Source organism: Vibrio sp. Evd11, assembly GCF_900382755.1.
Lineage (GTDB): Bacteria > Pseudomonadota > Gammaproteobacteria > Enterobacterales > Vibrionaceae > Vibrio > Vibrio lentus.
Map to the genome: position 1 here is coordinate 1 of NZ_OSDX01000059.1, position 26,130 is coordinate 26,130.

Genomic DNA, 26,130 nt, shown 5'->3' on the forward strand with positions numbered 1-26,130 from the left:
GATTATGGGTTTGGCAATATTAGATCATATTTGTTAACAAAGTGCGATCCCGCCCTGTAGGTAACCCAGAGGCAAGTAATGCTGAAGTAGAACTCTTTGCTAGGCAAGCTCAACTGAGTGAACTTATTGACTTATCAGGCGATGGAATAAACCAAAGTGTAGGCCAGAAAGGATCAAGGCTTTCTGGAGGTGAAAGACAAAGAGTCGCAATTGCTCGAGCTCTAATAAAAAAAGCACCTATCCTAATTTTAGATGAAGCCACCTCTGCACTTGATGAAGTAACCGAACAGAAAATAGCACAACAAACTCAAGCATTAGGTTCAACTGTTATTGTGGTAACACACAGAGACAAGAAAGTTTGGCGTCCAACGCTAGAACTCACGATTGATAAACAAAGAGTCAATGTTCTTCGTCTTAGAGTTAACGGTATGTAACATTGTTAACGAAGCTAACTAGCTTTCCCTACTGTTAGTTATTACTAATGCCGCTAACGAACTTTTGTCCAACTATGAGTCAGTCTTTGCGGCTCATTCATCCAATATCACCCGTTTTACTCAGTACAGATATGATGTTGCAGGACGGGAACGACAACGACCTAACCACGCTCTAAGCGTCGTTAAGTCGTTATTGGTTGAGGTCAGGGATTAATTGAGCGCTTCAATCAGAGTGATATCACGTTTGATTTGCTTACTCTCTTGCTCAGTCGCCTGCGCCAGTTTTTTTTTGAGTGTGGTTATGGCAGCTTGTTTCGCTTCGTCAGATTTGAACATCAGTTCTTTTACGTTGATAGAAGCGATGTTTGTGTAGCGGCCATCGTCACTAGTGGGGATTGATATGGTTTCATCATTAATCAATGACTTCACTATCTCTCGCTGTTCATTGTAGCGGTTCTCTAACCCCGAAAGTGCCCATCGCTGCTGAGTTTTACCTTCATACTGACAGTTCTTTTCTTCTTTAAGATACTTGATGGTCATGTTACGGATTGTGCCTGCTTCTTCTCCATACTCTTCTTCTGTATCAAAGAGTACAGGGAACGATTCACCCTCTAGCACGCCGCCTTTCTTGGTTAGATGACCCATTCGATAGCTATTCATACCAATACGGATTTCTGTTTGATCAGTAACCGGTGTGCCATCAGCAAACGCGAGGTTGGTGATGCGTGTACCTGCAGGCTGAGTAAGGTCGATGGTATAAGTCACGCCCGCGAAGAAGTCATTGGTCGAGTATTTTGATGCTCTGCGCTCGGGATTAAAACTGTAGGTTACATCGCCAGGTTGCACTGAGTTGAAATAGCCCGCAGACCATTCCATGTAGGTTCTTAGCTCTTTGCCTGTCATCTGGTAGACAGTGATTTCGCCACCTGCGTATTGGTAGTTGTACGCGATGTCTTTGGCTTTGATTGGGCCAACATCGAGCTCTGCATTGTCGTTGTCTATTTGAAGTGCGATGATATTGGCTTTGGGTGCATAGAAGAAGCTCGCTTCTTGGTATAGCGCACTGATGCCCGTGTCTTGAACGTGGACTTGAGGGATACCGCGGATTTCGTTTTCAGGGACTAAATCAACGCCGGTAAGCTGAGCGACAGGTCTGTTCGCCATTTCTCGGAGTTGTTTATGATAAGGCTGGTATAGCTCGTCCATATTCTCGTCAGAATCTATACCTTTAATTTTATAGGTGAAGCTGTCTTTGTTGACGAGAGTAAATGTGCCATCGCGCTCTTCAAATTGAAGATCGATACGAGATAGGGCTCGGCCATATTTGTCGGGCTCAGTAATAATAACACCATTCACAACGGCCTTATCGATGCGAGTGTGCATGTGACCAGCGACGATGGCATCAAGCTCTGGGTTTGCATTGGCAATGTCGGTGACACCGGTGTCAGCAATGTCATTCTCGTTCTCAATCCCCATATGGGCAACCAATACGATGGCATCCACTTTATCATCAATTTCTTTGACGATTTTCTTCACTTCCAAGGTTGGGTTAGTGAATGTGACGCCTTCTAAACGGTTGGTACCTTGCGCAAAGACCTCCGTCATCGGGGTATCCATTCCTATGACACCGATCTTAATGCCACCGCGTTCTAGGATGGTGTAACCAGGCAAGAATGGGTTTCCGTTTTTGTTCTTGATGTTGCCACCGAGAGACTGCCCTTTAAATTGCGTAACGGCTCTGTTGAGTGTTTTAAGGCCAAAGTCAAATTCGTGGTTACCCAAAACCCATACATCGTATTTCATGTGATTAAAGCCAAGCATCATTGGATCAACGGGCTCGTCTTTGAAGGTTTCAACGAAGTTGCCTTGGATGGTGTCGCCAGCATCGACAAGGATAATGTTAGATTGCTCTTTGCGGATCTCACCAACCTTGGTCGCGATTTGACTCAAACTACCACGAGTGTTGAGTTTATCTGCCGCGTAATCCCACGCCATAAAATGACCGTGGATATCTGAAGTACCCAGTATCGTGACATCGTGTATGTCGCCATCAGCTGCAAAAGTTGGAGAGGCTAGAGAGAGTAGAATGGCGCTTGATAGTATGTGTCTTTTCATAAGTATGTTCACATCGTGGTTTTAAGTATGACGCTACCATATAGAATCGATGTGACCTTATGGGTGATCAGTGTCATATTTATAGTGATGTAACTTATTGATGTTTCAAATAAATGTGACTCATGACCATCTCGCAACAATTTAAGTTACAGGAAAGCCACCACAACTTTTCGCAGCCTTCTGATTTTCTGAATCAAACTTTCTAAGCGATGGTGTATTAACAAGCACGTTTGTAGGCTGTTGAACATCTTGCCTGTTGAGATAAACAAGGTATATCGTCCAACTTTTACTTACTGTGGAAGCAATATGATCTTGCCATCTAATCGTGTGGTTTTCGATTCAATAAGATCAATCGCGGTTTGCACTTCATCGAATGGCAGATAGCGGTCAACGTCGAGCTGAATATCGTTTGTGATGAAGTGATCTAGCATGCTTGTGAACTTATCACGGCGCACATCTTTGCCTTCAGCCTCTTCCCAATAACGTAAGAAGAAGGTGCTGAAATCGATGCTTTGGCTTTTTGCTTGCTCAAAAAAACGTGGTTCGTAAAAATCCAGCGACAGCGTCCCATAGTTGATAAAGCGCCCATTATTGCCAAGGGTGTGAATAAGATCGGTTCCGGGTGAACCGCCAATCGCATCAAAGGCAACGGTTGGCATAGGCAAGCCCAACGCCTTAATTTGAGAAACTAAATCATCATTTGCATCTAACACCCAACTTGAAATTGTCGGGTATTGTTTCGGTTGTGATGTAACGACAATGATTTTGAAGCCGAGTGATACTGATAACTGGGAGAAAATCTTGCCGATGGCTGAGCTGCCCGCGTTGATGATCAACACATCTTGTTGGGTCAGCTTAGCTACTTCTGTCGTCAACACCCATGCAGTTAGCGCATTAATGTACAACTGACAGGCGTAGCCATTTTCTAGATGCTGAGGAATTTGGAACAGATCATCTGGTGATACATCGACATAGTTCTGCCATGTTCCACTGGTTGCGACGAGCACTCGCTGATTCGTTGCAAACTCAGCATGGTTGGACTCTACAACCCTTCCTACCGCTTCAAATCCCGGAACTCTCGGCGGCTGGTGGCTGTGTTTGTATTGCCCAACACCATAAATCGACAACAGATCACTAGGATTGATGTTGGTCGCCTCAACTCTTACTCGAACCTTATCCTTATCTAGCGTCCCTAAAGTGACATGTTCTAGCTTGAGAGACTCCTTCGGTTGACCGAAGCGGAACTGGCTAATTCGGGTATTTTGCTTAGTGTCAGTCATGGTTCGGGCACCTTTGTGGTTTATGAGCACTGCATCGACTTTAAGTGTAGCGTGTCCATAAACAGTCTTAGGTCGGTAATATTGCTCAACATCAATGGTGTTGGCAATCTATTGTTCAAATTGAAATTAGTTAACCAAAAGTTGACCAACACCTATCTACAATGATTCCTAGTTTAATCACTAGGAGTTAAGAAAGATGAACGTGCCTGAAGTAATGTCTAAGTGGAAAACATTGCTGGCTCTGACCATGGCCTTGTTTGCTCTTAAGTTTCATCTACTTCTGATTTGGGGGCTATTTTGCTGGTTTTGGGGATGGGAAAATCTTCGTGCAAAAGAAGCCTTCTTTGTTGAACGTATTGAGCTAAAAGAACATCCAGTTTTGTTTACCTTGATCATCATCAGTTGGTTTGTGATGGGAGGGGTATATTTCTATATGGACAATAGAGTCTTTGAGTTTTTTAGCTCTTTGTAGCAAAGCAAAAGTTAATAATTAGGATACGTTATGAAAATTTATTTAATTAAAGCGTCTGCTGGCAGCGATTACTCAAAATACAAAGCCTCTACGGGGGGACCACCACAAAACATATTTGCAGCCGCTGCTGCGACACCAAAGTGGTATAAGTTAGATATGGTTGATGAAACCATAGGTGCAAAAGCCGACCTTTATAATGATGCTGATTTGGTGGTGATATTTATGTCGACTCCTGATGCTTATCGGGCTTACGAGCTCGCTTCTAAATATAAGAAAAAGGGCAAAACAGTCATACTCGGGGGGTTACATACTCGGTTTAACCCTGCAGAAGCGGCAGTATATGCGGATTGTTTGGCGATGGGAGAAGTTGAGAACTACTGGGTTCAGTTACTACGTGACGCAGAGTTTGGCTCGCTGCAGCCTATTTATGAAAGCTCCGAGCCTGTCGATCTCAGTATGCTCAATCCATACCCAACAGATATCATCAATCCGGAAGCGTACAATTATACATGGTCAGTAGTTGTGACAAGAGGTTGCCCGTTTAAATGTAACTTCTGTTTAGTGCCAAGGTTTTTTGATAAGTTCCAGAAAAGGCCAATCGAAAATATCGTCAGCGAGTTAGTGCATCTCAAGACATTAGGTATTGAGTGGGTTGAGTTGCATTCCGACAATCTCACTCATGATCGAGAATATGCTTTATCGCTGTTTAAAGCTATTGAGCCTCTTAAGATGAGTTTCTACGGGGAAACGACAGTCTTGATTGCTCGCGACACAGAATTGCTTAGCGCTGCGGTGAAAGCAGGATTCAAAGCGGTATTGTTAGGTATAGAAACGCCTTCTGAAGAGGCGTTAAAGGCGCAAAAGAAAGGCTTTGTGAAACCCTCTAAGATGAAAGAATACATTGCTGAGATAAGATCACATGGCATTGAGGTATGGGGAGACTTCTTGTTCGGTTTTGACGAACACGATACTTCAATCTTCAAGCAAACCCAGAAGTTCGTTGAAGATATCAAGGTTGATAAGGTCATCCCGCATTATATGATTCCGTTTCCCGGTTCAGAGTCTTTTAATAAGCTAGATCGAGAGGGGAGACTCCTCACTAAAGATTGGTCTAAGTACGATGGTAGTCACCCGGTTTATCAACCAAGTCGTATGAGTGTTGAAGATCTAGAAGAAGGCTTGTTTTGGATTTGGAGAAAGAATGCGAGCTTGAAAGAACGAGTTGTTGCCTGGTTCAATTAAAATTTGTTCTGGATACATGGAATGAAAATCGCGAAGGTTCATAAATAAGTTTTGTTATTCGAAATGCCTGACTGAGTCAGTACACTTTAAAGGCTCCATGTGGAGCCTTTGTATTAAGTCTTTGACGTTGCGGTGAAAACCCGCGATCAAAACCCATAGCTTTGTTTGATTGGATCGCAGACTAGTTTATATTTCGCATCCGCAGCTTCTTTCCCGGCAAATTCTAACATCGCTTCTGAATAACCCATTGCAGTGCCGAACTCTTCCATTATATAAGGATCTTCTTTGACACTCACTGTGCGATCTTCCGATAGCTCGACAATAAACTTAGCGTAATCTTGGTCTTTATCTAAGCCTGCCGCCCAACCAAAACAGTGAGCCGCATCTTGCTTAGGGAATTCGTTAAAATCTTCACCATTCACTTCGGCTAAAGCAGTACCCGAAATAAGTGCTGTAAGTAGTGACATGTTAGTAATTAATTTTTTCATATTACTTATTTCGAATATTGAATATGAAGCTATCTTATTGCGAGCGCTATGAATTAAATGTGAACATATTTGTTATTATTTTCAAGTCACGTGACTTTTGATGCAACTGTTTTAATCGCTTGCGAGCACTGCATCGACTTTAAGTGTAGCGTGTTCATAAACAGTCTAGGATCGGTAATCTTGTTCAACATTGATGGAGTTGGTAAACAATCGTCATCGACGTAGTCGACATAATCGGCCGCAGAATCAAAGATCAAAATATCCAAAGCCAAACGATCCAATCCGTATCTACCTCGATGGATCATATCCGCTGAAAACACCAATAAGTCGCCTGCGTCTAACGGTATCTGCTTGCCACCAGAGATATCATCGCTGCTCACTTTACCATTTTCTTCTTGGCGAACGTTGTATTCTTCTTCATTGTCCCAGCGTTTGTGTGTTCCGGGGATAAGCTCCATCCCGGGTTCATCAAATAGAGGTACCCGGAGGTGCAATACTTGAGTTTCCATGATGACTTTTATCTGGTCATCAATGTCATAGTCGTATTGACAGTCGCGATGCCAGAAGTCTTTTTGTTGCGGGTTCACAGGGTTGAAAAACAGCTGCGTGTTCATGAAGGCAGGTTTGTTCGGTATTACCGCATCGACCACTTCCATCACTTTTTTTGAGCTGATGAAGTCAAACAGTACGGTTCTATCGTCGGCGGGTAGATACTCGCTTCCGGTAATCAAAGATGAGTTAAATGCCTCTTCTTGATAGAACTCTTCGTTGTCTGCTTTCCATGATTCATGGAATTTCAGCACGACTTTTCTAAGCGCTGCAATTTGAGCTTCATCGAAATAATTTCTGATAACAAAGTAACCATGTTTGTCGTAACGGTCACTTAATTGTTGGCTGTTCTCTACCACTGACTACCTTCGTTCATTCTTTACCGTGTAATAACCACAGATTTCTTGGGCGCATAATGCCAGACAGTCGTCATTCAACCAAGTAACTTAGGCTTTCCTTCTTACACTTACCTCTATGTTTACATCAAATAATACGAGCGCGACAAGCACGCTCTTTACGGTTGTATTTGTGATGTGCGTTGAGTTCATTCTAGTTATCTTTACTGGGTTGAATTCAATAGCATTAAATTCGCAGTTATTGCTTTGACGCTAATTGTTAACCTTCAAAAACCCAGTTTTGCCAGCTTTGCATACGTAGAATCACTTTACGCACGATAGATAACATTTCCCATTTCGGTGAATACACGGCGACATGCGCATCTGTTCCTGCAGGGATAGGTTGACCATTCAATAGCTCTGGTTGAACAAGCTCAACTTTCACTAATACGCGACCACCGACTCTCTGAAGAGGATCATTTAGATTACCCGAAGGTGTGACGGCACCTTGTTTGAAGATGTCCAATACATCCACGACTTTTGCTCGGTAAGCGTGGCCGGGAATCGTTTTGAAGGTCACTTCTGCTTCGTAGCCGGGTTTGATATAACGCGCTGGGTTTTGTTTGAATGCTGCGACAATGGTTTTAGATTCGTCATGCACAAACGTTAGGTTTCCTTGGAAAGGAACGACACGGCTTTTCATGCCTGGGCGCAACGCTACCTGTGTGACATAGCCATCTGTCGGCGCAACAACCAATGTTTTATTGAGGTCGAACTGAGCTTTATCGAGCTCGGCAAGGTGAACCTTTTTTGCGGCCAATTGTTGTGCAATCTTCGAATCCGCTACGTTCAATTGAATGTGGTTTTGTGCCTGAACTGCTTTGAGCTCTGCAATGGAGTCGGTAAATTTGTCTACTTTTGTTTGAGAGGCAAAATCACTTTTTGCCAGCTCGATAAAACGGTTCAATTCCTTGTCATTGAAGACAAGTTGAGCTTGTGTTTTTTTGATTGATTCGCGGATGTTTTGCTTTGATAGAAGCAGTTCATCAATGGCGGCTTTCGTCGCGGTTACTTCTGCTTTGGCTCTGTCTACATTTGCTTGGAATGGGGTCGGATCTATTTGGTACAAAGGGGCGCCTTTCTTCAAAGCAACATTACCTTGCACAAAAACATCGGTGACTTCACCCGAAACTTCTGATGTGATTGGGGTGGTAACACTATATACACCGGCCACTCTTGCTACTGGCTGATACATCGCCATGTATAAGAATATCCAACCTACCAAGAAGGCCCCGATGACAGTCGCGGTTGTAATTGTCCATTTGTTTTTAGGCAGCTTTAATACACGAAATACAATCACACACAGTGCGATATAGCTTAAAATTATCAAGGTTTCCATTACTGTTCCCCCTCGGTTTTTGCTTGCAGCGCATCGATACGTTTTTCTAGCTCATCGATCTTTGATTGTTCGGTATTCGTTGCTCTCAAAGGTTCACTCAACATGGCCCAAACCCAAAGTAGTGGCCACATTACGTGTAAGAAAAAGAGGCTGATCCAGCCCGCTACGTGGATGGCATCTTGATGGGGGTGATTGCGTTTTACAGCAATTTCATAAGGAATATCGTGAATAACAACGAGTCCGTACACTAAGATCAGTAGTACGAGGATCAAAATACCCAAAGATAAGTAATCTAAATTAAGGTTCATAATGTTCTCTCTATTACAGATGAAATCGACCATTAATTTCAGCAGAATTAGAGAGCATAAAAGTTAACCCTTACCCAATCGATAGGGTAAAGGTTAAATGACATTTAAGTATTACTTAATCCAGAGTGCGTTTTGGCTTAATTAGAGAGATAAGGGGCTTAATTGGAGAGGGGGGCTTAAGTGAGGGATTGAGTGGCGGAAATCAACGCATCGCGAAACCACTTATGTCCGTTGTCATTACGTTGAGAGTGATGCCAAGTCATATAAATGGGCACTGGCTCAGTTGAAAATGGCAACTCAACAATTCGATATTGATCGTTTTTGGACACTTTCTCTGCAATGGAACTCGCTGTTACACACAGCCACTCTGTCTGGCTCGCCAATACCAATCCAGTGAGTGCGGAACTTGTTTTGTAGGCGACCCTTCGTACGGGCAACGGTACGTTACTGACCGAATCAAGGGTGTAGTTATTCATTCTTTGTGTTTGCCAAATGATGTGTTCTTCGGCAAAAAATTGCTCCATCGTTATGCTGCCTTGAATACGAGGGTGACTTGCATTCAGTACTACTACAAGGCGTTGTTCAAACAGCTTCACGTTGTCGTAACCATGTTCTTCTAGGGGAACGGTAGACAAAATAACATCGACTTTGCGTTGTCTTAAATCGGCTTGTCGTGATTGTTCATCAAGGTGTTCAATGTCAGCTTCCATATTGGTATTGGGAGCATGCTCGGTTCGATACTTGGTTAGTTCGGGAACGACCAATATATCGATGTCTTTGTGGCTGGATATTCGGAAGGTACGGCGACTATTTTGGGCATCAAAATGTTGGCGAGACTTAGAACCATTCAAGAGTAAATTCAAAGGCTCTTGCACTTCTGCATGCAACTCAACAGCAAAGTTTGTCGGAGTGATGCCACGTCCTTCGCGTATGAACAAAGGGTCGTTGTATTGTTCTCTTAATCGGTTGAGGGATTGGCTTACCGCCGGGGCTGAAATGCCTAATGCTTCCGCTGCAACGTTCACGCTGCGGGCTTTCATTACCGCATCTAGGGTTTTGAGAAGATTGAGATCCATTAAACAAACCATTTAAGCTAACGTTAACAATAATTAGATTATGGTTGAATCTAAGCTTAATACTAGTCATCGATGCCGTGCTTATCGATTTCCTGACAAGAAATTAACTATAGTGCTGAGCTGTTTGTTTTTTGTTGCTTTCTCAACGATTCCGTCCACACCTAAGCTGATGTGAACGTTTTCGATGACCAGTAAACCAATGGTTTGTCTTACTGGTGCTATCACTATATCGCAGGCTGTGGCGCTGAGTTTGTTTTGTTATTTTGCGTTAGCGTCTGAGGGTTAGCAGTTTCAGCTTCATCTGGAGACGTAAAATGCTTATCTGTTAGCGTCACGGTCATTGCTTCATGCTTCACTGTTATGGTCGACGCTTCGGATTGGGCTTCATTTGTCGTCGCAGGTTCAGCGAATGCCATTAGTGAGGTTGTAAATACGATTGTTGCTAGTGCGATTTGAGTGAGTGTTTTCATTTGGCTGTATCCTATTGAGTAAAGGTAATTACGAATAGCTGATACGTGCACTATAGAAATTATGTGGAAGTGGTTCTTATCATTTTACGCCACCGTAAAACTTATACGGCGGCACAACATATGGCCTTTGATGTATCGCTTCGAACATATAGCTTTGGATATGTAGGTAAGATGATTTGCTAATTCATTCTCGCTCTTTACTCACTGTTGGTGGTATCACCCATTTACTGCCACATTACCAACACAGCTGCGATTGAAAGCAAGATCAGTGCAAGAATGTCTTTGCGAGCAATGCTTTGCCCCAACCAGAAGTAAGAAATCAATACCATAAAGACCACTTCGATTTGCCCTAATGTTTTTACATAAGGCACGGCTTGAAGTGACATCGCGCTAAACCAGCCAAGAGAACCAATCACGCTCGCTAAGCTTGTCATCACCACCAGTTTCGACTTTGTGAAGATCTGGCGCAATGTGTCGCGTTCTCTGAAAAAGAGATACGTGCAGATAATCACCGTTTGAAGGGAAATGACTAGAAACAACACCCATGCGGCGCTATGAGGGAAGGGTAGGCCGATGCTCAAGCTGGCTTCTCTAACCCAAAGAGACGTTAAAGCAAAGGCTGTACTGCAAGCCATACCTAACAAAAACACTTTGGGAGAAAGGCTTCGCCAGCCAGAAGAGCTGCTCATTATGAGTACGCCCAAAGTACCAATAAGTACACCAACCCAACCTGTAATAGTCAGAGCGGTGCCAAAAAACAGCACGGACAATACCGCTGAAACTGGAGCTTCACATTTGGCGAGTCCGGCACCTATCGCATAGTTCTCTAGCTTAAACAGCATCACCATCAAGCCTGTCGCAAGGATCTGCATAATCGCAGCAGCAACAATGTAGAACACAAACTCACCGGAAAAACTAGGCATGGAGACTGGCTGCCATTGGTACAGCGAATAGAGATAAATAAGCGCGATTGGGCCAGCCCAAATAAAGCGAGCTAACGTCACGCCAGCCACACTCATTGTGCCCGCCAATTTACTTTGAAATGCATTGCGCCAAGATTGGCTGAAGGCTGCGAGAAGAGTAAAAGCTATCCAACTAAAAGACATGACGCTTCCATGTGTTATGTAATTTTATGATTATCTTAACAAAAAATCACATGATAAGAAGCGACATGGTCTATTTATAGCCAGAGACTCACTTTTACTCTCTATTCGGTATTAGAGCGTTCTTGAAAAGATCGACGTTTTCTTCAAAAGATCGACGCTTTTTTAAAAGATAGGTTCCTTCTTGTTTTTGAAATAGAACAGCGCGCTGATCGAAACGAACAATAAGGTGAAGTAGTAGAAGAACGAAGACAGTGAAGCCAAGAAGTCGAGGTTCTGTTCTATCTCTTGTGCGGTGTAGCCTTGAGACACCAACTTATAGTAGTAGGCATATAAAATACCGATCAAACCATACCCAAGGTTAAACATCAGGCCTTTGAAACTGAGAACGGTGGCTCTGTTGTGTGATTCCGTTTTTTTGTTCAGATGGTAGCTGATGAATATGTTCATCGTCATGATGATAAAGATCAGTGCCAGTGCAGGGAGCACACCATAGATCGACCAACCTAAACTGATCCAATAGTAGGTCGCCATGCTCGCTAAACCCATGACCACAATGAAGGTTTTAGGCTCGATGCTTTCCGCCAATCTTCGGCTTTGTCCTGCCAATATAATTTTGAGCAAACTGATCCCCGCGCCAATAAAACCGAAGTAGATGATCGGAATATCGATGGCAAGATAGTATTGGCTGTTCATGGTTAGGAACATTCTCGAGGTGTGTTCGAACAGGCTGTAGTACAGCAAGATGAACAGCACGTAAGGCGTAGCAAGTACCCACTTACCTGTGTCAGCCGTTAATTTAAGGCTGGCAATGGTGGTTGCTAATTTGGTTTGATCGCTTGGCATCACCTTTTTCTCTTCGCGCATGTTAACCGCGGCATAAATGGCGATCATCGCGACAAATAGGGTTGCGAAAACAGGAATGCGCATCAGGTCTTTGGTGCTTTCTGGCTCTGCTAATCCGAGAGCATGAAAGATGTTCGCCATAAAGTTTACATCGTACATTGCAGCACCAATCAAGGTGACAAAGATCCCCACACTAGAAGCGACACGAAGCTGGATTTGCAGCACTCGCGGCCATAATTCTTCATTGCCTTGCTCTTTCAAGGTGTCGTAAGCCAATGCCTCGTCGGCTCCACTGGCTAACGCCATCGCTAAGCCACTTAATATCCGGTTAACCAGAAACACAATGAAGACTAGATTGGCATCTCCAGTCGGTACAAGAGCGATCATGGCGATCTCAATGAACATCACAATTGAAGAGAGCACCACAAGCTTTTTACGCCCTAATGTATCGGCGAACGCTCCTGATGGTACTTCTGCAAGCACAATGGTGGCCGCCCAAACCACATTGAGTATGGCAAATTGAGAAAGGGTTAATCCGTAATCTAAATAGAGTAGGGTGAAAATAGGGTAATAAAAACGCGCAAAGTAGCTGCTTCTGAACATCAAGAAGTAGCGGACATTGGGAATTTTCAGGATTTCTTTGAGCGTCATGATAATTTCAGTACTTTAAATAACACATTATTATGTATAAACCGTTTTACCTTATAAATCATGGAATTGTTGCCATAATCCAGAATTAAGTGATTTAGATAATCTTCTGGCTCTCTATTCCCAGCCGGTTACAGATTCACTCCTCTTCAAATCACCATCCTATCCATTTGTTTTGTTGTGCTCGTTTCAACCTGTAAGACTGATTTTGGTTCAAGATCGAACTTCTACAACGTCACTCTCGCATTTATATATTATTGTATGATTTAATTGATGGTAATAATGATACGCAATGAATCCAATGTAATTGAGGAAGCGAGCATGATCTTAGAGTCATTCAGTCTGGAAGGGAAAGTCGCGATAGTGACGGGCTGTAACACGGGGCTTGGGCAAGGTATTGCATTAGGCCTAGCAGAAGCCGGTTGTAAAGTTGTCGGTGTTAACCGTACAGAGCCTGAAGAGACTATTGAGAAAATGAGTGCAGCAGGCCATACGTTCCTAAACGTCAGTGCTGATCTTCTCGAACAAGCGTGTATTCCACGGATTATAGAGCGCACTTTGGCTGAGTTTGGCCAAGTTGACATCCTCGTGAACAATGCAGGAATTATTCGCCGCCAAGATGCTATTGAGTTCTCAGAGCAAGATTGGGATGACGTAATGAACGTAAACACCAAGACCGTGTTCTTTATGTCTCAGGCCGTTGCAAAGCAGTTTAAGGCTCAAGGTTCTGGTGGGAAAATCATTAACATTGCATCGATGCTCTCATTCCAAGGTGGCATTCGAGTTCCTTCCTATACGGCTTCAAAAAGTGCGGTGATGGGAGTGACACGTGCGATGGCGAACGAATGGGCGCGCGACAACATCAACGTCAATGCGATAGCACCCGGTTATATGGAAACGAACAATACCCAAGCTCTGCGCGAAGATGCTGTGCGTAATCAAGCGATCCTTGAGCGCATTCCTGCTGAACGCTGGGGTAAACCGCAAGACATCGCAGGTCCTTGTGTGTTTTTAGCGTCATCAGCATCGGACTACATTAATGGCTATACCATCGCTGTTGATGGTGGTTGGTTAGCACGCTAATTGGTTTTTTATTCTAAATTTTGAGTTTGCAGCAATCTTGCAGGAGAACATAAATGAAAATCGCTTTAATGATGGAAAACAGTCAGGCAGGTAAAAATGCCATGGTTGCAGCTGAGCTAGAGTCAGTGGCGGGTGGCATTGGTCACGATGTTTTCAATTTAGGCATGACAGACGAGAACGATCACCACTTAACGTATATCGATCTCGGTATCATGGCGAGCATTCTGATGAACTCAAAGGCTGTGGACTTTGTTGTGACAGGTTGCGGTACTGGTCAAGGCGCTTTAATGTCATTGAACCTGCATCCGGGTGTAGTTTGTGGTTACTGCCTAGAACCATCAGATGCTTTCTTGTTTAACCAAATCAACAACGGCAATGCTATCGCTCTTGCTTTTGCTAAAGGCTTTGGCTGGGCTGGTGAGCTGAATATCCGTTACATATTCGAAAAGGCTTTCACTGGTGAGCGTGGCCAAGGTTACCCGTTAGAGCGCGCAGAACCACAACAGCGTAATGCAGCCATTTTGAATGAAGTGAAAGCGGCGGTGGTAAAAGACAACTTTATTGATTCACTAAGAGCAATCGACCAAGATCTCGTGAAAACAGCGGTTGGCAGCGAGCGTTTCCAACAATGCTTCTTCGAACATTGCCAAAACCCAGACATTGCGGATTACGTTCGTTCACTTTTAGATTAACTATTATCAATAGCTTACTTGGCTGCTAGATGAAAATAGAAAAGAGGAGCCCTGAGTCTCCTCTTTTGTTTTGCTCTGTGAGCCTGATTAGTTATTTTTGGCGTGAACAGGTTATATGTGATTCACTCTAGATAATCAGTTCACACGTTTGAAGTTAGGCAATAAGGTCTCTGGCTGCTGCGCTACAAACGCTTTACTTGGTGAGTATGCACGGAAGTAAACAAACCAGTTTTCATCTTCTCGGGTTTGCACCCAGTTCGCTTCATTGACACCTGCTGGCTTAGTTGGCGAGAAGTGGAAGGTGTAATTACCTTGTGCGTCTTTGACCGTACCTTCGATGTTTGAACCTACATCGGCACGCTCAATGTCGTTATCGATGATGGCGCGGTTTTCAACGTTGTAGACAGTAATCGTCCAAAATAAATCTGCGAAGTTTACATCACCATCCAGAGTCAGAGTGTAGTGGTTGCTGCCATTAAGCCCCTTACCACTGTCATCACGGTAGTTGTCTAGGTAAATCTGACCCCAGCCACCATTCTCAAAACCGTGCATTGCTATGTCGTTGGTTACAGCTTCGTAAAACCAAGCCGCGCGCCCGTCGAGATCCATACCATAGTAACGATCTTGGTTTGGTGTTGAAGCGGTTGCGACTTCCCAAAAATTACCTTCCTTACCATAAGCTGCGTGTGGCAAGCGCTCTGTTTTGTTGAAGTCGATGTTCTTCACCATCGCTTCACCCATGACAACGGCTTGCTCTAAGATCTCACGCTGCTGAGCTGATGGTTCAAATGCCTTGCCTTTTTCGATACCTAGTGGGCGTAACATGTCGTGCATCATACGATCGCGCTCTGCTACTGGCTCAGCTTGAATGGCTTCATTCAACGTATTCCAAAATGCCATACCTCTTGGGTGTTTGGCATCTTCACCACGCTCAGGGAAGTTTACGCCGTTATCACTCAGTGGTTTGCCGTTGAGGTCTGTGATTTTTAGAGCTTCTAAGTCTTTCATACGTTGCTGGTCTGAATCTGCCATTAAGCGAACGCCGAAGAAAACATAATTGGTGTCCGACTCAAAAACTTTAGCGCCTTTTGGCAGATTACTCGGTGTTTCTGCTCCTTTGGCTTTTACCACGTAGACGCCCGGTTCGGTCATCTGAGAAATACCGATCTGCCACATAGTGTGTACTGCACCGCGCAGTTCATCTGTAGGAATTTCTATAACAACGGGCTCTTTTTCTACGTTAAACCAAGTAATCGCGTAAGGCGTAGAGGTGTTGTAAGTTAAACCTCCTAGCTTAGATTCATGGGACTCAACATAAGTAATTTGACCGTCCTCTGCGCCCATGTCGGCATAAGCTTGTTTCCATGCGTAGTTTGAAACCAAAGGCACCGACCAAATGTAAGCTTGTGACGCACGCTGATAGTCCATCAGTTCAAATAGCTTCGCTGAACTTTCTTGTGTCGGAATACCATGAAGAAAGTCGGTTTCGAAAGTAAAGTCACCTGCACGCGTTTGGATCGTTTCTGTCGTATCGCCATTGCCTGCTATCGCCGTTGCCTGCTATCGCAGTTGCTGAAAACAAAGCCGTTAGAGAAACGAGCATCGCTGTCGATCGAAGTGGGCAGGTGAAAGTACCGGCTATCGCTTTAGATAAAATGTTCATGTTGTGTCCTCAAAAATTCGAAACTTGGTTTTTAATTTGAAACTGTTCTTTGAAATTAAAACCGTTCGTTAGAAATACTCAGTTAAAACGGCTTTGCTAAAACTGATTGGTTAGAACTGATAGTTGAATTCGATACGGTGATCACCGTCTTCGATACTTGTGTTTTCAGTCCAGTTTGCGAAATAACGAACGTTCGCTCTTGGGTTGATTTGGTAACTCGCTGCAAATTCATGTGCGAGTACAGAATCACTGCCCTCAAAACCATGATCCTTGAACGTTGAAGACCCCGACATTGTGCCTAAATACATTGGGTTATAGTTCAGCCAAATCTTGTCTGTGAGCTGCATTTTGGCGTACATACCTGCCACGTAGAAAGTACCGTGCATGTTATATCGGTCACTAAGCTGATCTGCATCGAGATCGCCTCCCGTACCTTCAACCAACTCTTCGCCCGCAGCGATACCGACACCTGCGAGCGGGTAGAAGTTAAACATGCCCATTTGTGGCAATGCTTGAATAAAGCTGTAAGACGCACTGCCTTGGTTGCTATCGAAATCCCAAGACATATCAACTTGAGTGCCTCGGCCATTGGTTAGGTCTACACCGAAGTTTCTAAAGCGGATGGAATCAATACTGTCGTCAGCACCTCGATCGTTCCAACCAATTGCTTCACCAGCGATACCTTTGATTTCAAAAACATTCATGCCCATGGTTGTTTCGCTGCCAGTGTCGTAGGTTTGTCCGACTTTAAGGTTTAAGCCTTTGTCGGTGTAGCCGAAGCCACCTTGTGTATAAACGGCTAACGGGTCTGACATGTCTTGAATTTCGGCCTCTTCCGCGAGAACGTTACTTGCTAAAAAGAGAGGGGTTAGAGTAAGGATGGAACGTCGTAATAACATAGTTGCCTCATAGAATTATCTCACCACATCCTTGTACTTCGTGACGGTGGGATAACTATACAAAGTGGACTTTATTAAGTTAATTCATATAAACTTAACTATTCGTTAAGCAATGATTTATGGTGTCTCATGAAACTGAACAATGTCGATTTGAACTTATTGAAAGTGTTTGTGGTGGTGTATCAGGAGAAGAGCTTGCGAAAAGCTGCTGAGAAGTTATTTGTCTCGACACCCGCGGTTAGCCAGAGCATCAAGAAGCTAAAGGAGTCGCTAGGTGAAGAGTTGTTTGTCTTATCTCACCAGAAGTTTCTACCAACGCCTTATTCAGACGACCTGTATCGACGAGTTTTTCCGCTATTGGACGGGTTAGTCATGGCGATAGAGGAAGGAAAGCAGTTTAAACCTGCGGATCTCAATGAAGATTTTAAGCTAGAGGTGAATCCTCATGTCCTCCCTTGGTTGACCCCCGCTCTTTTTCATCAACTATCAGTAGAAAGCCCACTTTCAAGGTTGATTAGTCATACGAGTTCCCACAATTCATTAGAAAGGCTTAAGAGTGGCGAGATTGATTTTGTCATTCATTTTGAAGCTGAGAATTTGCCTGCCGAGATCATAGCTGTGCCTCTCGTGACCTTAAAGTTTGTATTGGCGGTGAGAGCTGATCACCCTTTCAAGGCGTCTATCGCTACAATTGATGATTTGTTGTCGTTTCCATTTGCTCACGTTGACCTTGCTTATTTTGATCAAAACAAACATTCACGATTGGAAGAGGAAGTATTAAACCAAGGTAAATCGATTAAGATGGCGCTTCGAACGACTTCCATCGTTGGGTTAATTGAAACGATCAAGAACTCTAATATTATCGCCCCTTGTATGCTTCCTGTGATTGAGCAACATAAAGGTGTATTGCGCTCAATCGTGATTGAAGGACTAAAAGAGGGGAGTGAAGATATGGCGGTATTTGCTTATCTTAACAAGAAAAATCAACACTCAGCCAAATACAAGTGGCTATTGGATTTGATCGAAACGGCGATGGCAGACGCTAATCACAAGTAAGATACATGCTTGTTTGTCTCTACTTTTCAGAACTACATATAACTACTCTTTGACAACCTATGGTGCGGACGGCTGGATTGATTCTGAGCATTTCTATGCGTCGGGTGAGTCCATGCGTGATAACGGTGATGGTACGGTGTCAGTGACATTTAACTGTGGATCCGGTGAAGCTTATGATTTTGAAGTGTCTGAAGGCTGGGCGGGAGTGTTACGCTTATACGAGCCAGTCGATGTGAAAGAAACTTTGGAGTACATGGAAACGCTGCGTCAGATCGAGATTAAAGAGCTTTAGTATTTCTTCGAATTCCTGAAATATCCAAAAAAAATCCTCTCAAGAACCTTTCTTGAGGGGATTTTAATCAGTCGTTGATTAACTTGTTAGCCGTTTACTCTTCACCTTCGGCTTCTTTAGAAGCATTAGATGTTGTGCCTTTTTTTAACCAATTATCAAGCACGTCTTGCAGTGCATTCAATGAGGTTGGCTTCTTTAAGCGGCCATCCATCAACTTGCTGATCATATCGAGTTCACGTTGTCCTGATTCACCAGACAAAGCAATGATCGGCGTGTTGGGCGATCGCGCCTTGATGATCTGGCTTGCGTCAAAGCCGTTCATGACAGGCATTTGTACATCCATCAAGATCAAGTCGACTTGATGCGTTTTAAACAGATCAACCGCATTCTCACCATTGTTTGCTTGAAGGCTATTCACACCGAGTCGGTTCAAGTACATCTGAACAAGGGTGCGTTGTACCTCTTTGTCATCAACGATCAGCACGGTGGGTGCAAGGTGGTTTGATGCTGGTGGATTTGCTGTTTGCGTCTTTTCTGGCTCAGTTTCAGGTGCAGGAACGTTATCAGCACTTGGTGCTTGCTTCTCTGGTTTTGCTTCAGTTTCGGCTTTATTTTCAGCTGGTTGGGTGTGTTTCCAATCGTTGAAATAAGGCGTACGCAGAGCATCCGCTTTCGGTGCATTCGGCACGACAGGGAAGTAGAGATGGAATTCTGTAAACTCACCAAGCTTAGATTTACATTCAACTCGACCACCAAATGAGCGCATCACACGTTGGCAATAACCTAAACCTAAACCACTACCACCGCTTTTTTGGTAAGAGAAGAAGTCATCGAAGATTTTATGAGCAATGGTTTCGTCGATGCCCGGTCCGGTATCTCGGAAAACGAGGATGTTCTCGTAAGACCCCGTCGTGGTACTGATCTCTATTTGGCTGTCTGGATAGGAATCAAAGTAGTAGATCGCGTTACGGATCAGGTTGAAAATAACGAAGTTGAATAAGGTCTCATTCAGTTTTGCCACAAAATCAGCGTGTTGTGGTAAACGAATTCGCTCAATAATCTTCTCATTCTCGAAACCATAGTGGCTGACAGCTTGATCCACGGCCTTGTGGATTGAGGTCATGGTAATTGGCCCGTGCTCGGGTGAGCTATCACTGACTTCTCGCAAGATGATATCAATCAGTTGTCGACCGCGTTGAATCGCAGCTTGGCCGTTCTCAATATCCAGTAGGATCTGTTTTGCTGGCGCTTGATTATCAATATGCTGCTTCAGGATTTCAAAGTGCAATTGTACTTGAGCAAGCGGGTTACGCATTTCATGGGCGATTGAGTTAGCCAATGCACGGCTTTGACGTATGCGTCTATCTGCTTCAATCGTGCTTTGTACACGCGTTAGTAAGGTCTGTAATGCAGAGATCTCTTCGTTAGAGAACATCTGGTCATTGCTCTTATGCGATGACACCAACAAGTGCGTAACGGACTTACCTTGACCAAATAAAGGCATCACCAAGGCAGTGTTGTTCGAACTCATCTTTTCATACAGCGCCTTGATCGAGCTTTTCGCTGGCGCGGTGTAATCTAACTCTTCAGACAGTTCGTCAAACACCAAAACAGACTTGTTCGTCGAAAGATAATCTTCGTAGAAGGTCTCGTTGTAGTTGCTGTTAACGAGGCGCAACTTGTCTTCTGGGATTTGCAGTAGGCTACCTAAACGACGCATTGCATCATCAATTGATAGCTTGAAGTCTTCCTCTAATGCAAGGATTTGTTGGACGGGTGTTTCCTTGTTTCCGTAGACAAAGAAAGAGGCGTAGCGGCCCAAACGTTTGTAGAGCACGTGCCAAGTCACCCCAATCAGCGCACAGATGGGGATTGCGATTAACCATTGGTTGTCGTCAGTCAGCGGGATAAAAATCGCGCCGAAAGGTATCACTAAAATGGCGCACACTAACAGCGCGTTCAGGCTCATATACGCAAGGTATTTCACGCTGTAGAAGCGAGAAGTCAACAGGGCATAGCCAACGAATAACATCTCACTGATCGACAAGGCTGGTGGTAGCCAAGTGAGTGAGAAATCGCGCAAGAAAAAGGTCATACCAAGGTGAATCGTTGCCGTCGACAGCATGAACACCAAGATACCCGCAATCATGTAGCTGGTTTTGGTGAGTGTAAGCTTGCTGCTGTTAGCACGCATAGCGACTAGATTGACGAGAGTCAGAACAACAAAGCTAATCATGCCGATGAAGAAGTATGATGTGTGCGGTCCAAACTCAATCACGAATTGGCTTGGTCCTACAATAGTTACGTCTTCAACGGTTAACCCTGGACTTAAATTAATAAAGAAGGAGTAGACGGTTAGGGTGACGAAAATCGCTTGTTGCCATACATGCACCTTGCCATTGCGTTGCTCTGCGGCTAGCTGACACGAGAAGTAATACGCAAAGGCAAACGCAAAGAAAGAGGCGAGGTTGGCAAATTTCGCAGCCAACACAGCCGTTGAAGCGCCAAGCTGTGGTAGTAAGTCGGTATGGAAGTAAGCATTACTGCTGATCCACGCAACAATACAGACAGAATAGGCGATGTACGCGACATGGTGTGTGCCCGCGATCGCTTCATTCTTGAGTTTAAGGCGGTAGCAATAGTAGAGTAACCACATCACGACGACGGCCACCGTTGCCAGCAGCGTTATTGCTTTGGCGTAGACGATTGCCTCTAAGCCGAAATCAAACATGTTCATCCTTTTTTACCGAACTTGGTTTATCTACCGAGCTTGCTTTATTTACTAAGTTCGCTTGTTCTGCTGAGCTTAGCTTTCTGATCTCACGCACTGCACGTTTGTAGTGGCGAAAATCGGTATCGTTGAATACGTTGACCATTAATTCGAAATTCCAAAATCCACGATAAATGGTGGTGCCATCATCGTTTAGCTCGCAATATCCTGAGTGGAAATACGCTTTTGGGTCAATGGCTTGATAAAACTGAAGCATGAAAGGTTGCTCGATAATGGTGAAGCCGATCTTATACCCAACTTGGTGTAATACGCTCATCAGCTCTTTTTGAGCAAGATAAAGGAAGTAGAGTTTTTGTTGGGTGTTACCGCTGACGGTTAAACGCAACACTTCACAAATGGCTTGTGAATCAGACAATTGTAACTGGAATTGATTATCGAATTCTGGGAGAGAGTAACATTTTGACAGTGTCGATGGCGTGAAAAGCTGCAACCCAGCGAGTTCATCGTAACCATGCTTTGGCAAACAGTATTGCCATTGCTCATTACTGAACGGTGGCGCATAGCTTAACCATGTTTCATTCTTTGACCAGCCTTGAACCAACGCCGAAGAAACCAGAGTCGGGAAGGCTTCATTAATTGGATGTTTGAGTAGAATGAAGTGCTTACCGGTTTGTGAAAGGTGCAGTAAAGGCAACATCTCAAACCATTTCTCACCCTTGATGAAAACCTCAAGGTTGCTCAACGCGATGGCATCACCGATTGGCATTCCTTGTGGGTGACTGGGTGTTTGGACTACAAGCGGATCATCTTCAATCTGTTCAATGATTGCACCATAGTAAGCGCTGTCTTTGATAGGCAGATCGATATAAGGGATCGAGCTAACATCCAACGGAGATTTTGCTTTGATGGCGGCAATTTCACATTCACACCAAAAGTCTAACCAATGCATGTAACATTGGCCTGCTGCTGCCTCTAACAATGCCATCTCTTTCGATAAGGCACTTGGATAGCGTTGAATGAGATCGCGATAGTCCATCAATTCAAATAAAACGGAGAGGCTTTTGTTTTGGTGTTCTGGGAAGAACGATTCCAATAGTCGTCTACGATAGTCTGTGACGGTTTGAAAAAGAGCGGTACGTTCTTGTGGCTGATAAGCGTTGCTCATGAGCTCGATCAGCGCTTGTTGTTTCTTTTCGATAGACAGACTGCTAGCCAACAGTGAGTCCAAAGACGACGATAATTTCATGGTGTGAACCTAGCCTAGGTTTATATAATTATTTTTATTTGATTTGCACCAGTCAACTCGACACGGATTTATAGTAAGTATTTGAAATAAAGTTACTTTGATGAACAAACGTAACTCTAATTGTGTCTATTGTTTTTAAAAACAAGTTGCATAATCGAGCGCAAGTTTACTACTTGTGCTGACCCTTAACAATATGGGTTAGTCATGTACGAATTAATTAATGATTCCCTAAATTAGAGTGCTCTCAATCACTTATATGGTTTGATCATGTGTGGAAGTTAATTTATTCAATCTGAGAATATCTTTTTGAATTTATAAATTGGTTCTGAGTGTTTATTTTTTGAACCAAGCTCATAAATCATACGCAACTCAATTCACCTTATGGATTGTAAGGAATATAACAGCGCGCTCAAATATATAATTAACTAATGAGTGTAGTATGTCTCATCTCCGTCTATTTCCACGTCATCGCTTGGCGATCGCTTGCATGCTTGCCAGTGTGTCCAATTTCTCTTTTGCTCAAAATCAGTGTGAGGTGCTTGATCTTCAACAGGCGTCCAATCTTGCACTCGCTGTCTCTTCTGCAGACAACAGTTGCTACAGTTCTTGGTTCTCCGCATCGAATAATTCACTAGATAATATCTATAGCGAAGCGAACCTAAGCCGCATTCAAGCTGCACTGAACTCAGAAATAACTCGTTACCGAGGTGAAGCTGAACAAGCCCGTAAACTTGAAAACCTTGGTGAGTTTGTTCGTGCCGCTTATTACGTTCGCTATAACGCGCAAGCGCAAGACTTCAGCGAAGCGTTGAGCCAGCGGTTTGCTCAGTCGACCATTGCTTTCTTAGTTAACCCTAATGCGTTAGATCAAGGTCGTGAGCAGGTGGGTGCATTGAAAAGCCTGACGCTAATGGTCGATAACGTTAAACAATTGCCACTGACAATGGATGCGCAACTTGCGGCATTACGTCACTTCAACCAAGAAACGGCGCAAGACTCACAATGGGTCGACGGGTTAAACAATCTGTTCCGAGCAATGGCTGGACATGCGGCTAGAGATGACTTCTACGATTACATGGCGAGCCATACCCAGCATATCGACACGCTTGCAGCATTCGCCCGTGATAACACGTGGGCTTTAGATACTGATGCGAGCTTCCTTGTTTATAACGCCGTGCGTGAAACTGGTCGTTTGCTGGCAAGCCCAGATAAATTAACGAAAGACAAAGCGCTGCGTTTTATGCAGCAAGTGATGGTACAAAACCCACTTGGCAGTGAGCATGACAAGCTTTGGTTAGCGGCGGTTGAGATGATGGGGTATTACGCGCCAGACGGCTTGAATGGATTGGATCTAGAGCAAGCAAAACGTGATTTAGCAATGCGTGTACTTCCCAATCGTCATGAGTGCCAAGGGCCTGCGATTATCCGCTCACAAGATTTAACGCAAGCACAATCAATTGAAGCGTGTGATGTACTCGCGGCAAAAGAGGCGGACTTCCATCAAGTTGCGAACACAGGCCAACAACCTGTCGCCGACGATAATAACGAGCGAGTTGAAGTCGCGGTGTTTGGCAGTAAAGGTAGCTACACCGATTACTCGGCATTCTTGTTTGGAAACACCACCGACAACGGTGGTCAGTATTTAGAAGGTAACCCTGCAGAAGTGGGTAACGTGGCGCGTTTCGTCGCTTACCGTTACGCTAACGGCGATGACCTTTCAATTCTCAATTTAGAGCATGAGTACACTCACTATCTCGATGCGCGCTTTAACCAATACGGCTCCTTTAGCGACAATTTGGCACATGGTTACGTTGTATGGTGGCTAGAAGGTTTTGCTGAGTTCATGCATTACAAGCAAGGTTACGATGCCGCTGTTGGTTTGATTAGCAGTGGGAAGATGAGTTTATCGGATGTGCTTGCGACTACCTACTCTCATGATTCCAACCGTATCTATCGATGGGGCTACTTGGCGGTGCGCTTTATGATGGAAGAACATCCTCAAGAAGTGCAGAGCTTGTTGGCACTGTCTCGTGCAGGCAAATTTTCAGAATGGGCGCAACAAGTGAAAGTGCTTGGGCAGCAATACAATGGTGAGTTTGAGCGTTGGCTAGACACCGTTTCAAATGAACCAACAGAGCCTACTGATCCCACAGAACCGACTGACCCTACAAATCCAACAGACCAAGCCATGGTGCTTGTCGCAAACCAAGGTGTAGTGTTGAATGGTGAGGCGTACAGTGAGCAGTTGTTCTACGTCGATGTACCAGAGAACAGCACGCATTTTGAGGTTTCGATTGAAGGTCATGCTTCAGGCCAAAGCCAAGGTGATGCTGATCTTTACATGAGTTACAACAAAGAAGCGCATTACTATGATTTTGAATTCAGCCAATACGGAAATGGAAGTAATGAGATGGTGACGTTTGAACCAGAGTCATCGGGTTTCATTAAACCGGGTCGTTACTACATGAGTATTGCAGGACGCACCGATTTCAATGATGTAACACTGTTGGCATCACTAGAGACAGAAACGCCAACGCCACCATCACAAGAACAAGATGATTTAACGCCAATAATACTTGAATCAGGTCAGCCTCAAATACTCACTGTGCACCAACGACGTTATGCGACGGTTTATGTTCCACCGGGCGTGCAAGAGGTAAGAGTATGGTTGAATGATAAGAGTGACAATGCGGAGAGTGGACAGTCGAATGCTGGCAACGTTGATCTATTTGCAAGTCGTTCATACTGGCCTACTTCAGGGCAACACGATTATGCCTCTAATTACCGTGGTAGCAATGAGTACCTGCAAATCCCTGTAACGGAAGAAGGCTATGTGCACTTCTTACTCAGTGCTGAACAGGAAGGGGATGATGTCGAGATGTTGGTGTTCTTTCACTAGTAAAACAGGCAGCAATTACAAAGCACTAACGAAAACGCCACCCAATCTAAATGGCCTAAATATCAATTGAATAGACGGGTAAAAAGCCGGGCAGCAGTGTCCGGTTTTGTTTTTCTGACAGTGCTCTGTATTTATAGAGTAGTTACACCATAATCTCTGATGAAGTAATGACATTTAAGGTCTAAGCTTGCCTGCATATGAAACATCATTACGAGTAATCTCTCGTAAATGACTGAATGAACGATGTAGAGAGGATTCATGAAAAAAGTACGATTAACATCATTACTTGGATTAGCAACTGTGTTTAGTGTCGCTGTGTTAGCTGGATGCAGTCAGGAATCTGATGTTCCCGCTCAACCGCAAGAGAAAGCGAATCCGATCTGTAGCACAAAAAACCTGACAGGTGGTTGGTCACAAAGTGATATCACGCCAGAAGCAAAACAAGCTTTAGATGTGGTTCTGGGACAAATGAATACCGCTGCGAAGCTTGAGAAAATCTTGAGTGTTCGAACTCAGGTTGTCAGTGGTTTGAACTATGCTATCGATTTTGAGATGGATAATGGCGAAGTTTGGAACACCATTGTGTATCGTTCGTTGCAGGGTGAGATGGCAATGACTCAAGCTGCACAACAAGGTCGTCTGTGTCCGTTGATTAACTAGTCCATTGATTTACTTGTCTATTGATCAACTAACCCATTGATTAACGAGCATGTAAATAACGTCACATTTTAAAATGGCTCCTACTTAGGTAATGCCGTTCACTTAAGAGTGAACGGCATTTTTGTTCTTAGCATACCGTTGTGG

Annotated in this window: 21 protein-coding genes and 2 pseudogenes; 9 read left to right on the forward strand and 14 right to left on the reverse strand. The window is 44.0% G+C overall.

The features are described 5' to 3' along the window. Positions 1-56: 56 nt before the first annotated feature. A pseudogene (locus tag ED652_RS19020) lies at positions 57-434 on the forward strand (ATP-binding cassette domain-containing protein); the annotation flags it as partial. Between the two features lie 210 nt (positions 435-644). Here the strand turns inward: ED652_RS19020 and ED652_RS19025 are convergent. Then, the gene (locus tag ED652_RS19025) at positions 645-2,549 is read right to left on the reverse strand and encodes a bifunctional UDP-sugar hydrolase/5'-nucleotidase (RefSeq protein WP_122055805.1); all 1,905 of its coding nucleotides are present in this window, start codon (positions 2,547-2,549) and stop codon (positions 645-647) included. A gap of 290 nt (positions 2,550-2,839) precedes the next feature. Beyond that, entirely contained in the window at positions 2,840-3,829 is a 990-nt protein-coding gene (locus tag ED652_RS19030; RefSeq protein WP_122055806.1) for a zinc-dependent alcohol dehydrogenase family protein, read from the reverse strand. Between the two features lie 196 nt (positions 3,830-4,025). On the opposite strand from ED652_RS19030, the gene ED652_RS19035 reads away from it, so the two are divergent. Then, entirely contained in the window at positions 4,026-4,301 is a 276-nt protein-coding gene (locus ED652_RS19035) for a hypothetical protein (RefSeq protein ID WP_009845795.1), read from the forward strand. 30 nt (positions 4,302-4,331) lie between these two features. Then, positions 4,332-5,543 (forward strand): radical SAM protein, encoded by a 1,212-nt coding sequence (locus ED652_RS19040; RefSeq protein WP_122055807.1) that lies wholly within the window; start codon positions 4,332-4,334, stop codon positions 5,541-5,543. Positions 5,544-5,689: 146 nt separating this feature from the next. On the opposite strand, the gene ED652_RS19045 is transcribed toward ED652_RS19040, so the two are convergent. The 8 genes from ED652_RS19045 to ED652_RS19080 form a co-directional block, all read right to left on the reverse strand. After that, on the reverse strand, positions 5,690-6,031 hold the full coding sequence (locus ED652_RS19045) for a hypothetical protein (protein ID WP_122055808.1): 342 nt from the start codon (positions 6,029-6,031) through the stop codon (positions 5,690-5,692). An 86-nt stretch (positions 6,032-6,117) separates the two neighbouring features. Further along, positions 6,118-6,939, reverse strand: coding sequence for a phytanoyl-CoA dioxygenase family protein (locus ED652_RS19050; RefSeq protein WP_122055809.1), 822 nt, complete (start codon positions 6,937-6,939; stop codon positions 6,118-6,120). A gap of 256 nt (positions 6,940-7,195) precedes the next feature. Continuing rightward, positions 7,196-8,314, reverse strand: a complete 1,119-nt coding sequence (locus ED652_RS19055) for an HlyD family secretion protein (protein ID WP_122055810.1) — start codon at positions 8,312-8,314, stop codon at positions 7,196-7,198. After that, positions 8,314-8,622 (reverse strand): DUF3302 domain-containing protein, encoded by a 309-nt coding sequence (locus ED652_RS19060; protein WP_122055811.1) that lies wholly within the window; start codon positions 8,620-8,622, stop codon positions 8,314-8,316. Before ED652_RS19060 ends, ED652_RS19055 begins: the two co-directional genes overlap by 1 nt. 176 nt (positions 8,623-8,798) lie before the next feature. Further along, positions 8,799-9,698, reverse strand: coding sequence for a LysR family transcriptional regulator (locus ED652_RS19065; protein ID WP_102280506.1), 900 nt, complete (start codon positions 9,696-9,698; stop codon positions 8,799-8,801). 224 nt (positions 9,699-9,922) lie between these two features. Further along, positions 9,923-10,168 carry a hypothetical protein gene (locus tag ED652_RS19070; protein WP_102513186.1) on the reverse strand — a complete coding sequence of 82 codons (246 nt, stop codon included), beginning with the start codon at positions 10,166-10,168 and terminating at the stop codon, positions 9,923-9,925. A 224-nt stretch (positions 10,169-10,392) separates the two neighbouring features. Then, positions 10,393-11,274, reverse strand: a complete 882-nt coding sequence (locus tag ED652_RS19075) for a DMT family transporter (protein ID WP_122055812.1) — start codon at positions 11,272-11,274, stop codon at positions 10,393-10,395. A gap of 162 nt (positions 11,275-11,436) precedes the next feature. Continuing rightward, complete coding sequence (locus tag ED652_RS19080; protein WP_122055813.1) at positions 11,437-12,768, reverse strand: MFS transporter; 1,332 nt, start codon at positions 12,766-12,768, stop codon at positions 11,437-11,439. Positions 12,769-13,086: 318 nt separating this feature from the next. Between ED652_RS19080 and kduD the strand changes: the two genes are divergently transcribed. Both kduD and ED652_RS19090 read left to right on the forward strand, forming a co-directional pair. Further along, a complete protein-coding gene (gene kduD / locus ED652_RS19085; RefSeq protein WP_102541848.1) occupies positions 13,087-13,848 on the forward strand; it encodes a 2-dehydro-3-deoxy-D-gluconate 5-dehydrogenase KduD in 762 nt (253 codons plus the stop codon). Between the two features lie 53 nt (positions 13,849-13,901). Beyond that, positions 13,902-14,540 carry an RpiB/LacA/LacB family sugar-phosphate isomerase gene (locus ED652_RS19090; protein ID WP_122055814.1) on the forward strand — a complete coding sequence of 213 codons (639 nt, stop codon included), beginning with the start codon at positions 13,902-13,904 and terminating at the stop codon, positions 14,538-14,540. Positions 14,541-14,675: 135 nt separating this feature from the next. Here ED652_RS19090 and ED652_RS19095 read toward each other — a convergent pair. Both ED652_RS19095 and ED652_RS19100 read right to left on the reverse strand, forming a co-directional pair. Further along, positions 14,676-16,203: pseudogene (locus ED652_RS19095) on the reverse strand (DUF1214 domain-containing protein). A 110-nt stretch (positions 16,204-16,313) separates the two neighbouring features. Beyond that, positions 16,314-17,102 carry a hypothetical protein gene (locus ED652_RS19100; RefSeq protein WP_102328230.1) on the reverse strand — a complete coding sequence of 263 codons (789 nt, stop codon included), beginning with the start codon at positions 17,100-17,102 and terminating at the stop codon, positions 16,314-16,316. A gap of 129 nt (positions 17,103-17,231) precedes the next feature. On the opposite strand from ED652_RS19100, the gene ED652_RS19105 reads away from it, so the two are divergent. Both ED652_RS19105 and ED652_RS19110 read left to right on the forward strand, forming a co-directional pair. Next, positions 17,232-18,158 (forward strand): LysR family transcriptional regulator, encoded by a 927-nt coding sequence (locus ED652_RS19105; protein ID WP_122055815.1) that lies wholly within the window; start codon positions 17,232-17,234, stop codon positions 18,156-18,158. Between the two features lie 13 nt (positions 18,159-18,171). Further along, entirely contained in the window at positions 18,172-18,450 is a 279-nt protein-coding gene (locus ED652_RS19110; RefSeq protein ID WP_102328232.1) for a hypothetical protein, read from the forward strand. Positions 18,451-18,544: 94 nt separating this feature from the next. Here ED652_RS19110 and ED652_RS19115 read toward each other — a convergent pair whose 3' ends face one another. Together ED652_RS19115 and ED652_RS19120 are read right to left on the reverse strand one after the other, a co-directional pair. Beyond that, positions 18,545-21,181, reverse strand: a complete 2,637-nt coding sequence (locus tag ED652_RS19115) for a hybrid sensor histidine kinase/response regulator (RefSeq protein ID WP_122055816.1) — start codon at positions 21,179-21,181, stop codon at positions 18,545-18,547. Next, on the reverse strand, positions 21,174-22,427 hold the full coding sequence (locus ED652_RS19120; protein WP_122055817.1) for an acyl-homoserine-lactone synthase: 1,254 nt from the start codon (positions 22,425-22,427) through the stop codon (positions 21,174-21,176). Before ED652_RS19120 ends, ED652_RS19115 begins: the two co-directional genes overlap by 8 nt. Positions 22,428-22,866: 439 nt before the next feature. Between ED652_RS19120 and ED652_RS19125 the strand changes: the two genes are divergently transcribed. After that, positions 22,867-25,326, forward strand: a complete 2,460-nt coding sequence (locus tag ED652_RS19125; RefSeq protein ID WP_122055818.1) for a M9 family metallopeptidase — start codon at positions 22,867-22,869, stop codon at positions 25,324-25,326. 258 nt (positions 25,327-25,584) lie between these two features. Continuing rightward, positions 25,585-25,986 carry a cystatin domain-containing protein gene (locus tag ED652_RS19130; protein ID WP_122055819.1) on the forward strand — a complete coding sequence of 134 codons (402 nt, stop codon included), beginning with the start codon at positions 25,585-25,587 and terminating at the stop codon, positions 25,984-25,986. Positions 25,987-26,130: the final 144 nt, after the last annotated feature.

What these genes read in the sequence shown, in the direction of transcription:
- kduD (WP_102541848.1), top strand. Translation starts at nt 13,087, where the DNA reads ATGATCTTAGAGTCATTCAGTCTGGAAGGGAAAGTCGCGATAGTGACG.
- ED652_RS19030 (WP_122055806.1), bottom strand. Translation starts at nt 3,829, where the DNA reads ATGACTGACACTAAGCAAAATACCCGAATTAGCCAGTTCCGCTTCGGT.
- ED652_RS19100 (WP_102328230.1), bottom strand. Translation starts at nt 17,102, where the DNA reads ATGTTATTACGACGTTCCATCCTTACTCTAACCCCTCTCTTTTTAGCA.
- ED652_RS19125 (WP_122055818.1), top strand. Translation starts at nt 22,867, where the DNA reads ATGTCTCATCTCCGTCTATTTCCACGTCATCGCTTGGCGATCGCTTGC.
- ED652_RS19120 (WP_122055817.1), bottom strand. Translation starts at nt 22,427, where the DNA reads ATGAAATTATCGTCGTCTTTGGACTCACTGTTGGCTAGCAGTCTGTCT.
- ED652_RS19035 (WP_009845795.1), top strand. Translation starts at nt 4,026, where the DNA reads ATGAACGTGCCTGAAGTAATGTCTAAGTGGAAAACATTGCTGGCTCTG.
- ED652_RS19065 (WP_102280506.1), bottom strand. Translation starts at nt 9,698, where the DNA reads ATGGATCTCAATCTTCTCAAAACCCTAGATGCGGTAATGAAAGCCCGC.
- ED652_RS19060 (WP_122055811.1), bottom strand. Translation starts at nt 8,622, where the DNA reads ATGAACCTTAATTTAGATTACTTATCTTTGGGTATTTTGATCCTCGTA.
- ED652_RS19070 (WP_102513186.1), bottom strand. Translation starts at nt 10,168, where the DNA reads ATGAAAACACTCACTCAAATCGCACTAGCAACAATCGTATTTACAACC.
- ED652_RS19115 (WP_122055816.1), bottom strand. Translation starts at nt 21,181, where the DNA reads ATGTTTGATTTCGGCTTAGAGGCAATCGTCTACGCCAAAGCAATAACG.
- ED652_RS19080 (WP_122055813.1), bottom strand. Translation starts at nt 12,768, where the DNA reads ATGACGCTCAAAGAAATCCTGAAAATTCCCAATGTCCGCTACTTCTTG.
- ED652_RS19045 (WP_122055808.1), bottom strand. Translation starts at nt 6,031, where the DNA reads ATGAAAAAATTAATTACTAACATGTCACTACTTACAGCACTTATTTCG.
- ED652_RS19040 (WP_122055807.1), top strand. Translation starts at nt 4,332, where the DNA reads ATGAAAATTTATTTAATTAAAGCGTCTGCTGGCAGCGATTACTCAAAA.
- ED652_RS19130 (WP_122055819.1), top strand. Translation starts at nt 25,585, where the DNA reads ATGAAAAAAGTACGATTAACATCATTACTTGGATTAGCAACTGTGTTT.
- ED652_RS19075 (WP_122055812.1), bottom strand. Translation starts at nt 11,274, where the DNA reads ATGTCTTTTAGTTGGATAGCTTTTACTCTTCTCGCAGCCTTCAGCCAA.
- ED652_RS19025 (WP_122055805.1), bottom strand. Translation starts at nt 2,549, where the DNA reads ATGAAAAGACACATACTATCAAGCGCCATTCTACTCTCTCTAGCCTCT.
- ED652_RS19105 (WP_122055815.1), top strand. Translation starts at nt 17,232, where the DNA reads ATGAAACTGAACAATGTCGATTTGAACTTATTGAAAGTGTTTGTGGTG.
- ED652_RS19055 (WP_122055810.1), bottom strand. Translation starts at nt 8,314, where the DNA reads ATGGAAACCTTGATAATTTTAAGCTATATCGCACTGTGTGTGATTGTA.
- ED652_RS19090 (WP_122055814.1), top strand. Translation starts at nt 13,902, where the DNA reads ATGAAAATCGCTTTAATGATGGAAAACAGTCAGGCAGGTAAAAATGCC.